Annotated in this window: 15 protein-coding genes; 5 read left to right on the top strand and 10 right to left on the bottom strand. The window is 62.9% G+C overall.

Annotated elements, in window-relative coordinates; all coding sequences use genetic code 11:
• Positions 1 to 35 precede the first annotated feature (35 nt).
• The 5 genes from phoU to G4D79_RS11505 form a co-directional block, all read right to left on the bottom strand.
• Positions 36 to 731 carry a phosphate signaling complex protein PhoU gene (phoU, locus tag G4D79_RS11485; protein ID WP_003940130.1) on the bottom strand — a complete coding sequence of 232 codons (696 nt, stop codon included), beginning with the start codon at positions 729 to 731 and terminating at the stop codon, positions 36 to 38.
• Between the two features lie 72 nt (positions 732 to 803).
• Positions 804 to 2834 carry an LCP family protein gene (locus tag G4D79_RS11490; RefSeq protein WP_235867825.1) on the bottom strand — a complete coding sequence of 677 codons (2031 nt, stop codon included), beginning with the start codon at positions 2832 to 2834 and terminating at the stop codon, positions 804 to 806.
• A 150-nt stretch (positions 2835 to 2984) separates the two neighbouring features.
• Positions 2985 to 4127, bottom strand: a complete 1143-nt coding sequence (gene dusB, locus G4D79_RS11495; protein ID WP_003939756.1) for a tRNA dihydrouridine synthase DusB — start codon at positions 4125 to 4127, stop codon at positions 2985 to 2987.
• A gap of 82 nt (positions 4128 to 4209) precedes the next feature.
• Positions 4210 to 5169: an acyl-ACP desaturase gene (locus G4D79_RS11500; RefSeq protein ID WP_003940492.1), complete on the bottom strand. Its 960-nt coding sequence runs from the start codon at positions 5167 to 5169 to the stop codon at positions 4210 to 4212.
• A 131-nt stretch (positions 5170 to 5300) separates the two neighbouring features.
• Complete coding sequence (locus G4D79_RS11505) at positions 5301 to 6176, bottom strand: LysR family transcriptional regulator (RefSeq protein ID WP_099697815.1); 876 nt, start codon at positions 6174 to 6176, stop codon at positions 5301 to 5303.
• 147 nt (positions 6177 to 6323) lie between these two features.
• Between G4D79_RS11505 and G4D79_RS11510 the strand changes: the two genes are divergently transcribed.
• Complete coding sequence (locus G4D79_RS11510; RefSeq protein WP_164490635.1) at positions 6324 to 7508, top strand: MFS transporter; 1185 nt, start codon at positions 6324 to 6326, stop codon at positions 7506 to 7508.
• A 57-nt stretch (positions 7509 to 7565) separates the two neighbouring features.
• Here G4D79_RS11510 and G4D79_RS11515 read toward each other — a convergent pair whose 3' ends face one another.
• Positions 7566 to 8156 (bottom strand): DUF937 domain-containing protein, encoded by a 591-nt coding sequence (locus G4D79_RS11515; RefSeq protein ID WP_003940105.1) that lies wholly within the window; start codon positions 8154 to 8156, stop codon positions 7566 to 7568.
• Between the two features lie 99 nt (positions 8157 to 8255).
• A complete protein-coding gene (locus tag G4D79_RS11520) occupies positions 8256 to 8702 on the bottom strand; it encodes a hypothetical protein (protein WP_003939955.1) in 447 nt (148 codons plus the stop codon).
• A 99-nt stretch (positions 8703 to 8801) separates the two neighbouring features.
• On the opposite strand from G4D79_RS11520, the gene G4D79_RS11525 reads away from it, so the two are divergent.
• Both G4D79_RS11525 and G4D79_RS11530 read left to right on the top strand, forming a co-directional pair.
• Positions 8802 to 9179 (top strand): MmcQ/YjbR family DNA-binding protein, encoded by a 378-nt coding sequence (locus G4D79_RS11525; protein WP_007733864.1) that lies wholly within the window; start codon positions 8802 to 8804, stop codon positions 9177 to 9179.
• Positions 9180 to 9224: 45 nt separating this feature from the next.
• Positions 9225 to 9809 carry a hypothetical protein gene (locus tag G4D79_RS11530; RefSeq protein ID WP_003940111.1) on the top strand — a complete coding sequence of 195 codons (585 nt, stop codon included), beginning with the start codon at positions 9225 to 9227 and terminating at the stop codon, positions 9807 to 9809.
• Position 9810: 1 nt separating this feature from the next.
• Here the strand turns inward: G4D79_RS11530 and G4D79_RS11535 are convergent, their stop codons facing one another.
• The 3 genes from G4D79_RS11535 to G4D79_RS11545 form a co-directional block, all read right to left on the bottom strand.
• Entirely contained in the window at positions 9811 to 11010 is a 1200-nt protein-coding gene (locus G4D79_RS11535; RefSeq protein ID WP_075834255.1) for a low temperature requirement protein A, read from the bottom strand.
• Between the two features lie 84 nt (positions 11011 to 11094).
• Positions 11095 to 12183: an NAD(P)-dependent alcohol dehydrogenase gene (locus G4D79_RS11540; RefSeq protein ID WP_180279606.1), complete on the bottom strand. Its 1089-nt coding sequence runs from the start codon at positions 12181 to 12183 to the stop codon at positions 11095 to 11097.
• 29 nt (positions 12184 to 12212) lie between these two features.
• Positions 12213 to 12686, bottom strand: a complete 474-nt coding sequence (locus G4D79_RS11545) for a DUF4334 domain-containing protein (RefSeq protein WP_099697813.1) — start codon at positions 12684 to 12686, stop codon at positions 12213 to 12215.
• 121 nt (positions 12687 to 12807) lie between these two features.
• On the opposite strand from G4D79_RS11545, the gene G4D79_RS11550 reads away from it, so the two are divergent.
• On the top strand, positions 12808 to 13350 hold the full coding sequence (locus tag G4D79_RS11550; protein ID WP_030535258.1) for a TetR/AcrR family transcriptional regulator: 543 nt from the start codon (positions 12808 to 12810) through the stop codon (positions 13348 to 13350).
• Between the two features lie 219 nt (positions 13351 to 13569).
• Positions 13570 to 13878 carry a hypothetical protein gene (locus G4D79_RS11555; protein ID WP_136470805.1) on the top strand — a complete coding sequence of 103 codons (309 nt, stop codon included), beginning with the start codon at positions 13570 to 13572 and terminating at the stop codon, positions 13876 to 13878.
• The last annotated feature ends 39 nt before the right edge of the window (positions 13879 to 13917 follow it).

The following is a 13917-nucleotide window of genomic DNA, read 5'->3' on the forward strand; positions in this document are numbered from 1 at the left end:
GCGCGGCCGCCTTTTACTCACGTGGACGGTTGGGTTCAGAGATCCGGGTACGAGGTGAGGTTGTCGACCTTCTCGGTGGTTTCGGGCTCTTCGGGCAGCTTGCCGGTCACCAGGAAGATGACACGTCGGCCGACCTCGACGGCGTGGTCGGCGAATCGCTCGTAGAAGCGGCCGAGCAGCGTGACGTCGACTGCGGCAGCAACGCCGTGCTTCCACTCACGGTCCATGAGGACGGTGAAGAGGTGGCGGTGGAGGTCGTCCATCGCTTCGTCTTCTTCGCGCAGACGGGCAGCGCGCTCGGGGTCGCGGGTCTCGAGGACGACCTTGGCGGCCGCACCGATGGAGACAGCGATGCGTCCCATCTCGGCGAAGTAGCCGTTGACCTCTTCAGGAAGGACGTGGTTGGGATGTCGGCGGCGCGCGATCTTGGCGACGTGCAGGGCGAGTGCGCCCATGCGGTCGATGTCGGCGACGATCTGGATTCCGCTGACCACCGAGCGCAGATCTCCGGCAACGGGAGCCTGCAAGGCGAGCAACGCAAACGCGCGCTCCTCGCAGATGGTGCTGAGTTCGGTGATCTTGTCGTGTTCGCCGATTACTTGTTCTGCCAGGGACAGGTCTGCCTGGAGCAGGGACTGGGTGGCGCGCTCCATAGCGGCACCTGCCAGTCCTGCCATCTCGCCGAGCGTGTCTGCAAGCTCGGTCATCTGTTCGTTGTAAGCCACGCGCATGAGGTCAGAGCCTACGTGCCGTGAAAGACCAAGTCACAAGCACCAGGTGAACGCAAGGTGAATGAACGCGTGTCAGTCGCAGGTGGTGTCGCCGGCGTTGACGCTGGCGATGTCGGCGGGCAGAGCCGTCGAGGTGCTGGTGTCGACCGACGTCGGATTTGCCGCCAGGATGGTTCCCGGGTCCGCGGGGGCGACGACGGTGCCGGCGAAATTGCTTCCGACGACGACCTCGATCATGTCTCCCATGCTCGGAGCGAGAACCAGAACCGCGCCGGGAATCGACGACGCGACCGTCACCGCTTCAGCCTCGTAACCTGCGGCGTAGCGCACGACGGTGGTCGACGCTTGAGCATTCGCCAGGCCGGTGGCTGCGCTGAAGTTACCGACCGTGGAGATCTGGAAACCGTAAGCCGCGAGGCTGTCGGCGATTGTCGCGGCCTGCCCGGCGATTCCCGAGGCGTTGGAGACGTCGACCGAGATGTTGTAGGCGCTCATTGCCTCGACGGAAGTGGCGGCCGGCGGCGTGCTGGACGTAGGAGCGGTTGTCGTGGAACTGGTGGACGACGGTGTGGTTTCCTCGCGCTCTTCACCCGGAAGCGGATCGTCGTCGATGATCGCCTGGAAGAGGGACTTGATCTCGTCCGTGCGAGGAATCTCGTTGCCCCAGTCGTTGGTGCCGTCCGTGGGGACCGTCAAGAACGTGACCGCGCCTGCGTCGACGTTCTGGAGCGAGCGACCGAGGGTGACCAGTGACTTGGTGTCGATGTTTTCGACGAACGTGTCGCTGGTGAAGGCGTTGATGAATCCGTTGAGCTTGCTCGGATTCAGGAGGACCTGGTTGGACAGGGCCGAGCGGAGCAGCGCCGACAGGAACTTCTGCTGACGGGTGATGCGCCCGTAGTCGCCGTTGCCCTCGGCTTCGACGTGGCGAGCACGCACGTAGTTGAGGGCGGTACGGCCGTCGAGCATCTGCGTGCCGCCGGAGGCGAGGACGGTTCCGAGGATGCCGTCTTCGATCGGTCCGGGGGAGCAGACGTTCACACCGCCGACGGTGTCGACCATGCGCTCGAAACCGGCGAAGTCCATTCCGACGAAGTGCCCGATTTTCAGGCCGGACATCTTCTGGATGACCTTGACCAGGCATTTGGGGCCACCGAGTGCGTATGTCGCATTGAGTTTGTCGCCGCTCGCTGCCGGGAAGGTTTCGCTGGTGTACTTGCCGGCGTCGTTGTCCCATCCCTGACAGATCGGACGTTCGACGTCGAGGTCACGCGGGAAGGAGACGGCGACGACGCGGCTTCGGTCGGCGGGAATGTTCACCAGCATGACCGTGTCGGCTCGGGCGCCTTCGGCGTCTTCGACGGTTCCGGCGCCGATCTCACCGCTCGCACCGGCGCGGGTATCGGTGCCGATGATCAGGTACGTCTCGTCGCCGAGTTGACCACCGGCGTCGATGATGTCGTCGGACTCGGTGTCGAGTGCCGCAATCTGATCGAATCCGCCTTCGACCGAGCGCAGATAGCCCCACACGACGCCGGTCAATGCGAGAGACATGACGGCCAGGAACGCTACTGCCGATCGGCCGATCACTCTTGCGCGATGGCGGCGGCGAATCTTGCTTTGCGCCAGACGAGTGGCGCCGGTGTCACCGACTACCCGCGGCACTGCGGAGGTGACGGGATGTTCTTCGGTGATCCAGTCCGCAGCGGCGGGCGGAACGGTCGGACGGGCGGGAATCGGCCGGGCGGGGGGCGGCGACGACGCTGCTGAAGATTGAGTCTTGGGTGGTACGGATTTGTTCGGCGCCGGCTTGGGCGGCGCAGCCGGGGCTGGTGGCGGCTTCTTGTCGCCTACCCGACGGACCAACTCGGCGACCGAAACGGAGTCGTCGGTCGGAGGCGAGTCCCGTCGCCCGGTACGTCCACTGCTGCGACGCTCCGGGGGACTGGGTGGTTGCGGTGTTGGTCGCTGGGGTGTGGCAGGGCGCTGGGGCGTTGCCGGTTGGTCCGGTCGGGCGTTGCGGAAGCGCTTGTCTGCGAGCGGACGTTCCCAGGGGGCGCGGCTCTCGGGCGGAGGTGGGCCCGAATCGTGATCATCACCCACCGATGCAACCTGTCCCGTCGTCGACTGTCAGTAACTCGTCATTCAGATGCCGGCGTCAACCGGTTGTCGACGAAGCTGGAGCCATATTACTGGTGAATCCTGAGTGCTTCACTCAGAAAGTGATGTGAGTAATCCGACGGCGTGTTTTCGCTAGCCGCCAGAGTGCATCATGTCAGCTCCCACCGGCACAAGGTCGTCTTCGGGATCGTCGAGCCAACCTTCCGGGAGTGCTACCTGACCGGGTGAGCCTTGGCGTCCGCGCGGGCCTTCGGCGTCCTTGGGGAACGGGACGTCGTGGTCGAGCTGTCCGAGCAGATCGTCCAGTTCGGACAACGTGCTGACCAGAGCCATCGAGACCCGCAGATCCGATCCGACCGGGAACCCACGCATGTACCAGGAGACGTGCTTGCGAAGTTCGCGCAGACCCTTCATTTCACCGTGATGTGCGGCGAGCAGTTGGGCGTGACGGGCGATGATCTTGGTGACTTCGCCGAGCGTCGGCGGCGTGGCGATCTGTTGTCCGTTGAGAGCTGCGCTGAGTTCCGCGAACAGCCATGGCCGTCCGAGGCAGCCGCGTCCGACGACGACGCCGTCGCAGCCGGTCTCGTTCATCATGCGGGCAGCATCCGAGGCGTCGAAGATGTCGCCGTTGCCGAGGATCGGCACGTCGGTGACGTGTTCCTTGAGGCGCGTGATCTCGTTCCAGTCAGCAGTGCCGGAGTAGCGCTGCGACGCGGTACGTGCGTGAAGTGCGACGGCAGCGGCGCCTTCAGCTGCGGCGATCCGGCCGGCGTCGAGGTGCGTGTGATGTTCGGGGTCGATGCCGACGCGCATCTTGACGGTGACCGGAATGTCGGTGCCTTCGGTGGCGCGCACGGCTGCCGCGACGATCTGACCGAACAGTCGACGCTTGTACGGTAGCGCCGATCCACCGCCCTTGCGGGTCACCTTGGGTACCGGGCAGCCGAAGTTCATGTCGATGTGATCGGCCATGTTCTCGTCGACGATCATCTTGGCCGCGGCGTAAGTCGTATCCGGGTCGACGGTGTACAGCTGCAGCGACCTGGGCGTTTCGGTCGGACCGAACGTGGTCATGTGCATCGTGGCGGGTTGGCGTTCGACGAGCGCGCGGGCGGTGACCATCTCGCAGACGTAGAGCCCGGACGTGCTGCCTGCACGTTCGAGTTCGAGTTCACGGCACAGCGTGCGGAAGGCGACGTTGGTGACGCCCGCCATGGGTGCGAGGACCACGGGGCTGTGCAGCTCGAGTGAACCGATACGAAGGGATGACATTGTCTACCTCTGAACAAATACTTGTGACAATTGGAAGTGCCCGGTACCGAATCCGGTACCGGGCACAGAATAGCTGGTGAAACTAAGAAGCCTGCTGTTCGCGCTTGGCGGCTTCGCGTGCGAGCATGCGATCGCGCTGTTCCTCGAACTTCGTCGCGTTGGCGGCGAGTGTCTCGAGGAAGGCCGCCAACTCTTCGCGCGTGTTCTCGCCTTCGGCGCTGAAATCGTTGCGCTCGAAGATGTTCCACTTGCGCAGGACAGGCCAGACGACCTCGTCGAGGTGCTGGCGAAGGTCGTAGATGCCGTGCTTGGCCATGAGGGCGCCGTTGCGGCGGAAGTTCGGCATGCCGGCACCGGGCATCTGGAAGTTCTGGACGATGTTCGCCACAGCCTTGAGCGCCTGATCGGGAGCAAGATCGAGCGCGGCGGCGCAGATGTTGCGGTAGAAGATCATGTGCAGGTTCTCGTCGGCGGCGATGCGCTGAAGCATCTTGTCGGCAATCGGCTCGTCGCAGGCCTTGCCGGTGTTGCGGTGGCTGACGCGCGTCGCGAGTTCCTGGAAGGTCACGTAGGCGACCGAGTGCAGCAGGCCGGCGTCGCCCTCGTCGATGGGTGCGCTGTAACCGTTTGTCATGTGTTCCATGCGGAAGCGCTCGAGCTCGACGGGGTCGACTGCGCGCGTGACGACGAGGTAGTCACGCATCACGATGCCGTGGCGGTTCTCCTCGGCGGTCCACCGGCCGACCCACGTTCCCCAGGCACCGTCCTGCGAAAAGTTCTCGGCGATCTCACGGTGGTACGACGGCAGGTTGTCCTCGGTGAGCAGGTTGGTGATCATTGCGGCGCGAGCTACCTCGCCGAGTTGTGACTGTTCGAGACTCCAGTCTTCGCCGCCCATGGCTGCGAAGTTACGGCCCTCGTCCCACGGAACGTAGTCGTGTGGATGCCATTCCTTGGCCATGGAGATGTGGCGGTTGACGTTCTCCTCGGCAACCGGCTGCAGCTCTTGTAGCAGCTCCAGCTGCGTCAGAATCCTCGTCATTTCTTGCCTCCATGTTGAGTGAATGCGCGACTTCGCCCCAGCCTACGGCACCGTAGGTTTGAAAAGAATGGCATGAAAATTGCTCCCCTCGAGGGATGTTACCGATCCGTAGTTATCCGGGGGCACTTTCACTACCAAGTCGTTCTTTCGACGTAGTCGCGGAAAGTCCGGGCGGGATCGGACAGCTCGCGGCTCTTCGACCAGATCAGCCCTATTTTTCGCTGTGCTCCTTCGATCGGTACGTAGACGACTCCTTCGGCCCAGATCGGTGGATCCTGAACCGGCATGACCGAGACGCCGAAGGACGCGGAGACCAGTCCGCCGACCGTTGCCAGCTCGCTGCTCTCGAAGACGAAATTCGGAGTGAATTCTGCGGCCGCGCACAGTTCATCGAGAATTCTTCGCATCCCGAAGCTCGGATGCATACCGATGAACGGTTCGTCGGCCGCGTCCGCAAGCTCGACCGAATGCAACTTCGCAAAGCGATGATCAGCCGGAACAGCCAATGCCAGTGACTGCTGGGCGATCTGCATCCACGCCACCTGCGGATCGCGCGGCTGAGGCGAGACGACGGCCAGGTCGGACGTGCCGGCGGCGATTCTGTCGACCAGGAACTGCGCGCTGTCCTGATGCAGTTCGAATCGCACTCCGGGATGCTCGACGCGGTATCCGCGCAGCATGTGCGGCACCAACCAGGTGCCGAACGAGTGGAGGAAGTCGAGCCGGACCGTGCCGCTCTCGGGGCTCGCCAGCGACTGGATTTCGGTCTGCGCGGCGTCGAGGGCGCGCAGTGCGATGCGAGCATGTCGATAGAGGATCTCGCCGTACCGGTTCAGTTCGAGTCGGCGTCCCTGACGGTCGAAGAGTGTCACGCCGATCTGTCGTTCGAGGCGTGCGAGTTTGCGCGAAAGGGTCGGCTGCGACAGGTGAGTCAGATCCGCGGTAGCGGTCACCTGTTGGGTTTCGGCGAGCACGACAAACCATTCGAGGTCTTCGGTCAGCATCACGAACCCAATCTATATACCTCTGGAGCATATAGAACATCAAGTTTATGCATTTTCTTTTGCCGAGTCTGGGCGGGAGGATTCTTGCCGGAGGTAAGTGATGCCTGGAGGTACGTGGTGACTGTCGAGAATGTGATCGAATCCGAAGTGATGCCGCTTCGCCGCGGAACATCGGGATATCGAACCGTGACCGTTGCGTTGTTCGCGGCCGGGCTGTCGACGTTCATCTCGATGTACGCGGCACAGGCGTTGCTGCCTGCGTTCGCCGAAGACTTCCACGTCTCGCCTGCGGTGTCTGCGCTGTCCGTCTCGGCGACGACGGGCATGTTGGCGTTGGCAATCATTCCGGCCAGTGCGCTCTCCGAGCGGTTCGGTCGCACACGGGTGATGATCGCGTCGGCGTCGGCGTCCTGTGTGATCGGTTTACTTCTGCCGCTGAGTCCGACGATCGAGGTTCTGCTGGTCGGACGCGCAGCACAAGGATTGGCTCTGGCCGGTGTCCCGGCGGTGGCGATGGCCTATCTGGCCGAGGAGGTCGATCGGAAGGACCTCGGTGCAGCGATGGGAAGGTACGTCGCCGGCACGACGATCGGTGGGCTGATCGGACGGCTCGTGCCGTCGGCCGTCGTCGATTTCAGTACGTGGCGTTGGGCGCTGTTGACTGCGTCCGCGCTGTCGGCATTGTTCGCGCTCAACATGATCCGGCGGCTTCCCGCGTCGAAGTTCTTTCGCCCGCAACCGATATCGGCGCGCACGATCGCGTCGAATCTACGACGCCACCTTGCGAACCCGTCGCTGCGAACACTCTTCGCTTTGGGATTCATCCTGATGGGCGGCTTCGTGTCGATCTACAACTTCCTCGGGTTTCGGCTCACGGCAGCACCTTTCGGCCTTCCTGAAGCGCTTGTGGGCCTGGTGTTCCTTTTCTACCTTGCCGGAACTTTCACCTCGGCGGTAGCCGGCGGGGCCTCTGACCGACTGGGTAGGCGCAGCGTGCTGCTCGGGTCGGTTGTCGTCATCGGTATCGGCCTGGCACTGACCGTTCCGGACAATCTGGCGTTGACGCTCGTGGGGATGCTGCTCTTCACCGGAGGATTCTTCGCCGCACATTCGGTGGCCAGCGGTTGGGTGGGGCTGATCGCTACCGATCACCGGGCCGAGGCGTCGGCGTTGTATCTGTTTGCATACTACGCGGGTTCGTCCGTGGCGGGCGCCCTCGCGGGTCTTGCATACGCGGGTGGCGGTTGGGTCGGGGTCAGTGCTTTTGTGGGCGCGCTGCTGTTGGTTGCGTTTGCCTTGTCACTGAGGATGTTTCGATCTTCGACGGTTGACTGAACCGAGCACTGCGGCGATCCCGAACGGGATCGCCGCAGTGCGAATCTGTCGAGCGTATTACTTCTTGCCGCCGCCGAGGAGGCCGCCGAGCAGGTCTCCGAGGCCGCCACCCCCGGATCCGCCCAAGATTCCGCCGAGTGCTCCGCCGATGCCGCCGCCGGAATTGCCGCCGCCGCCGAGAATTCCGCCGAGGAGATCCCCGAGTCCGCCGCCACCGGAGGCCTGGGTCTGCGCGCCGGCTCCGCCACCGGTGAACTGCTTGGCGAGGTAAGCCAGGACGATGGGAGCGAGGATCGGCAGCAACTGCTTCACCAGATCGTTTCCACCGCCGCCACCGACACCGCCGAGTGCGCTGGCGACCTGATCGGTGTTGCCGCCGAAGATGTTCGAGACGATCTTCTGACCGTCAGCGGTGTCGACTTTGCTGATGTCGACGCCGTCGTCGAGAAGGCTGGTGTCGGCGTGAGACTGCAACGCGCTTTCCAGCGAGGCTGCACCGGCGGGATCCTGCGCGTTGGCGCCGAGGCCACCGACGAGGGTCGGAAGTGCAGTCTTGACCGCCGATTCGGCAGTTGCCTGGTCGACGCCGAGTTGCTGCGCGATCTGGTCGATGGGGATCTGGGATAGAAGGTCGTCAAGCGATGCCATTGATGCCCTACCTCTTCTGGGGTACTACTCGTCAGTACCCGGCTGTTGCAGACACTAGTGAATGTCGGCGTCGACGGTAACCCTCCGGTTGCCGAGCGGTCAGGCTCGGGTCTTCTCGCGGGGGACCAGGCACGCTAGGAGAGCGAGAATCAGTCCGCCGGCCGTCAGAATGAATCCTGTCTGATTTGTCAGGATCGTGGAGTAGTTTTCCCTGATGACATTGTCGAACTGATCGTTCACGCGGTAGTAGAACGTGCCAAGAGTCCCCAATCCCACGATAATTCCGATCCATGCTGCGATGCGAGAACCGAACAATGCGGCGATCAGAATCAACACGGCGGCGGCGAGCAGAAGTATCGCCATCGACCGGTAGAAGGTCACGGACTGATCGCCGAGTTGCTCGATTGCCCACCCGGCCGGAAAGCCGTCCCGCAGGTCCTCGAGGCGAACGTTGTCGGGTTTGACCCCGGCCAGTACGTACATGAACGAGCCGACGGCAACGGCGATTCCACAAATGAGCAGAACGAGATGAACTAACGTGCGCATGCCAGTCTCCCTGTGTTCGGAGTTCGGTGACGCGGTCGTCGCCGAGCCTAGCTGTGTCGCGGGTGTCAAGCTCGGTATCGAGCGTGCAGAATCGTCTCCATGCCCGACAACATGCGTCGACTCGAAGAGATCTCGCTGTCGCTGCCGGAAGCGGAGCGCGTCGACATCGAAGCGTGGGACGGCCACCCGACGTTCCGGGTCCGCGGCAAGAACTTCGTGTTCTGCAACGTCGAAGCCACCTCCTTGACCGTCAAGCTGAGCAAGGAGGAAGCCGAAGCGGTGGTGGCCACCGAACCAGGCGCAAGTGCTGCGGGCTATGGACTCGGTCGACACGGGTGGGTTGCACTCGACATCGGCACCGACGTTTCCGAGGAGAAATGGTCGCAACTGGAGGAGTGGATCTACACCTCGTTCACCCTCGTTGCGCCGAAGCGGCTTGCCCGGATCGTTCTCGATGCGGATGAGGAACGCCCGTAACGGATAGATTCGTCAGTACAGACGCCGACTAGACGAGGAATTGTCATGACGACACCGGAAACTTCACCGGCCACCGCAAAACCGGGCATGCCGCCGTGGGCGAAGAAGGCCATCGGGATCGCAGTGATGGCGGTGGTCCTGGTCATCGCTTACTTCATCCTTGCCGCCTTCCTTCCGCGTTGGTGGGCGCAGCGCATTGCGTCGTTGGCGAACGGCAGTTTCAGCGCCGGAATCGCGTGGGGGCTGCTGTTCGGTCTCGTGTGCACCCTGGTCCCGCTCATCTTCTTCCGGGCGGTCTGGCAGGTGCGCAAGCGCAAGCATGCTCGAATCATGCAGATCACGGCTCTCGCGTTGGGTGTGATCTTCGCGCTGCCGAATCTGCTCTCTCTGACAGTTGTTCTCGGCAACAACAACGCTGCGCATGCGGGCGAGCGGATCCTCGACGTCGACGGCCCCGGATTCCGCGGAGCATCCGTTGTCGGTGCCGTCCTGGGCGTTGCGTTGTTCCTTGGACTTGTCGCGCTCGGCTACATGTACAAAAAGCGTGGAAAGGATCTCGACAAGATGCGCGGTGAGCTCAAGCAGCACGAGCCGCAGAGCAAGGGCGAGGCTCCGGCTCCGGAAATCTGAGTCAGCTCTTCGACCGAGTACTCAGGCCGACACCGACTCCGACGGTTCCCGCCGCCACCAGTCCGGCGAGCGGGACAGCCCAGTGTCCGGCAAATGTGCAGGCGAGAACCAGGATTGCACTCACCGGTAGAACGGCCTGCTCGATCCTGTCGCGCTTGAAGTGGCGTGAATGCATGAGCCACACGAAGATCAGGAACATCGCGGCCGGAATCGTGACCGCGGCAGATGCTGCGAACGTCGAAATGTGCGCTTCGCCAACTGCTTCCTCGACGGCTACTTCGATGCCGGCGCCGATGGCCGCAGCGGATCCGAATACGAAGTAGTGCCCGTATCCCCACAACAGGACGGCGCGATTGCCTTGGTCTGCGAGGTACTCGTGGATCGGGACGGCGAAGTAGATCCACAACGCGGAGAACACGATCAGAACTCCGCCGACGGCAATCGGAATCAGTAGATCGGCGGCGTCGAAATCCCGGATGCCGGATTGGACCGCGATGGTGGCGGCAGCGATGGTTTCGCCGAGCATGATGATGGTGAAGAGGCCGTAGCGTTCGGCGATGTGATGCGGGTGCCACGGCGTCTGGTGGTTGCGTTCGGCGATCGCAGGCACCGCGAGTTCGGCGATCATGAGAACGAAGAAGCCCGGAATCCACGCCGACGCCGGCATCAGGAGCAGCACGATCCAGCCGGCCTGGACGATCACGAGCCCGGCGGCATATTGCAGAGCAGTCGTTCGCGCTGCACCGGATTCACCGCTGGCGGCTCGAAGCCATTGGCAGGTGAGCGCAATTCGCATGATGAGGTAGCCGACGATGGCCGTCGTACGGTCGGTTCCGTCGAATGCGTCGGGGATTCCGGCGGCGAAGACGAGCACGCCACAAATCTGTACGAAGGTCGCGACCCGGTAGGGGACGTCGTCCGTGTCGTAGGCAGACGCGAACCAGGTGAAGTTCACCCACGCCCACCACAGCGCGAAGAAGACGAACATATAGCCGGCGATGCCGTCGGCGTAGTGGCCCTCGGCGACAGCATGCACGAGTTGAACTCCGGCCTGTGCGGCTGCAACCACGAAACACAGGTCGAAGAACAGTTCGAGCGGCGTCGATGCTCGATGGTCCTCGTCGCGGCTGCGTGCGCGCATCCGGATGATCGGCATTACGGCCCGGCCGTGGCCCGCGCCTGTACTGGTGTGTTCTGTCATCGTCCCCACCTTGCTCCGACGTGTAGTGCAGGAGCGCAGTCTAGGGCGAATTTCGTCGGGTCGACGAATGAGACATTTCGCCCCTCACCACACGAGAACGGGTTTGACGACTCGGCCCGACGCCTGATCTTCGACGGCTTTGTTGATGTCGGAGAACGCGTAGCGCGTCACCAAGCGGTCGATCGGAAACCGGCCACCGGTGAAGAGCTCGACGAGTTCGGGGATGAATGTCGAGACTTCCGACTCTCCTTCGATGCATCCTCGAATTGTCTTTCCGCTCAGCATGATGTCGGCCATGTTCACCTCGACCGTGGATGCTCCGAGTCCGACTACTGCCAGTGTTCCCCGTGCTCGAAGTGATGTGACGGCTTGATTGATCACGGAGCCGATTCCGGTGGTGTCGAGGGAATGTGTCGAACCTCCGTCGGTGGCGGCGCGTACTGCTTCGACCGCGTCCTCGGTGGTCGGATCGACAGTGACGGCGCCGAATTCCTCGGCGAGTGCGCGCCGCTGCGCAACGGGGTCCACGGCGACCAGGGTGGAAACGCCGGCAGCCCTCGCCGCCAGCAGCGCTGCGAGTCCGACGCTGCCTGCCCCGAAAACGGCAAACGTCGAGTCGGGCTCGGGGCGAAGTAGATTCAGCACTGCACCCGCGCCGGTTTGAAATCCGCAGCCGAGGGGAGCCGCGACGGTCAGGTCCACCGCAGGATCGACGACGACGGTGTTGTCGGCAGAGGCGATGACGTATTCCGCGAAGCTGGACTGGCCGAAGAAGGCGGACCGTAGCGGGGTTCCGTCTCGCCGGATCGGCGTCGAGCCGTCGGTGCGTGCGCCAGAGCTGTTGAGCGCGTGTGAGCTTTCGCAGTACGCCCGATGACCGCTGAGACATTGCCTGCACGCACCGCAACTGCGATAGCTCAACAACACGTGATCGCCGGGCACGACCTTGTCGATCGCCGAGCCGACGGCCTCGACCACCCCCGCCCCTTCGTGCCCGAACACGCAGGGGCCGAGTCGTTCCGGTAGCACCGACTTCGTGAACAGATCTGTGTGGCACAGGCCGGTCGCGACGATGCGAACCAGGATCTCGTCTGCGCGGGGTTCGTCGATCTCGACGGTGTCGAGTGTGAAGGGGGAGTGCGGGCCGTGTGAGAGCGCCGCTGTCATCTGCATGGAGGATCTCGAATTCTGTTCGGCGCGAATCACGCTCGCTCGAGCAGGAAGTAGTAGTGCTGTCCGCCGTCGAGAACCAACGCCGATTTTCCGTTCATGATGCCCATGAGCGTCGAATCGTCGACTTTCTTGAAATGGTCGAAGATCGGCGCGCCGTCGTAGACCATCGTCGCCGTGACTTCGCCACGAAACTCGATGTTCCACAGACTTGCCTCGCCATTGCCGCTCTTGACGTCGGAGTAGAGGTTGCCGTCTTCGTCTCGGCAGATCAACGGCTTGGCGTCCTCGACCGAGTTGAAGGTCTTGCCGTACCAACGGCTCGCGAACAGCTTTTCGTGAAGACGGTGACCGGTGGCGAAGTCGTCACCCTTCCACTCGCCGAGGATTTCTTCGGCGGCGACGGTTTCCAGCGCGGCCCACACTTCGTCGAGTTCTGCTGGTGATACACCACTTTCCGCACCACGGAGCCGGGCGAAAGCAGTTCGGGCTTCGTCGAGATTCATGTCTCTCCTCGAGTTGACGGTAAGTGGCACGACTTGTTCGCGAACCAAATTGTTCGTCAACTCTGCACGCTACGCCGAACCGGATGGTTCGGCAACGGCCGATTCGTTCTAGGCTGTGAACATGCGCTCAGCAGGGGAAGCTACGAGGGACCGCATTCTGGCGGCCGCAAAGGACGAATTTGCCACGTACGGGCTGGCCGGCGCGCGAATCAATCGGATCGCCGCGCAAGCGCGTGCCAGCAAAGACCGTCTCTATGCGTACTTCGCAAGCAAGGAAGAGTTGTTCGCTGCCGTGACCGAACAGTGGACGTCCGAAACAACAGCGGAGACAGCACTTCGAGGTGACGACTTGCCGGGCTATGCAGGTCGCCTCTTCGACAACTACGTTGCCCATCCCGAGAACGCCCGATTGCAGCAATGGGCGGATCTCGAAGCGCCGGACGTCATGAGCGAGGACGACATACGAAGCAAGACCTTCCGGCCTAAAGTTGCGGAAATCCGCAAGGGGCAGCTCGAGGGACACATCGACCCCGCGTGGAATCCCACGGAGTTGATCCTGCTGATCACGGATATCGCCCGGATGCTCGCGCTCAAGTCGTCTCGTTCCATCCCTCGACGTCGGGAGGCGGCAGTCGAGGCGGTTCGGCGTTTGATTGTGGCGTAGCGAGTCCAAACGCGAACGTCCACGCCCGTCGCTGTGTGGTTGCCCGGATTTACGGATTTCTCAGTAACGGTGCGTACGTTGGGCGTCGGCTCGTTGACGCCCTCGGGATGTTGACGTGCCGCCAAAACTTTTGTCGTCGACTGTTCAGATGCTGGTGAGCAAAAGGATCGCGGCCGGCCACCCTGACTGAATATCGTCGACGCCGAGCGTGTTCCTTCGGTGCGCGCACCTGTTCAGCATCTGGAGTGGACCCGTGTCGAAGTGGCCGTGCATATGAAGATCTCGAAGAAGGTAGCGCTGGTCGTTGTGGCTGCTTGCGCCCTGACGTTGGGATCGGCGCAAGTCGGAACCGCCCGCGCGGATGCGCCGGTCAAGGTCAGCGTGGCCGGTCATGTGGTGAGCGCCGGGCACTTCGAGCAGGTGCGGCGCCCCAACCGGTGTGTGAAGGCCGGGACGGGGAAGTCGAAACCGAGCGAGCAGAAGTCCACGAATCGCAGTGGGCGTCGAGGCAGCGGGGGATGCTTCTGACAGTGATTGCGAAGTTCCGCAATCAGCCGTCGCAAATCT

This window comes from Rhodococcus sp. WY5 (assembly GCF_018588185.1).
Classification (GTDB): Bacteria; Actinomycetota; Actinomycetes; order Mycobacteriales; family Mycobacteriaceae; genus Rhodococcus_F; species Rhodococcus_F qingshengii.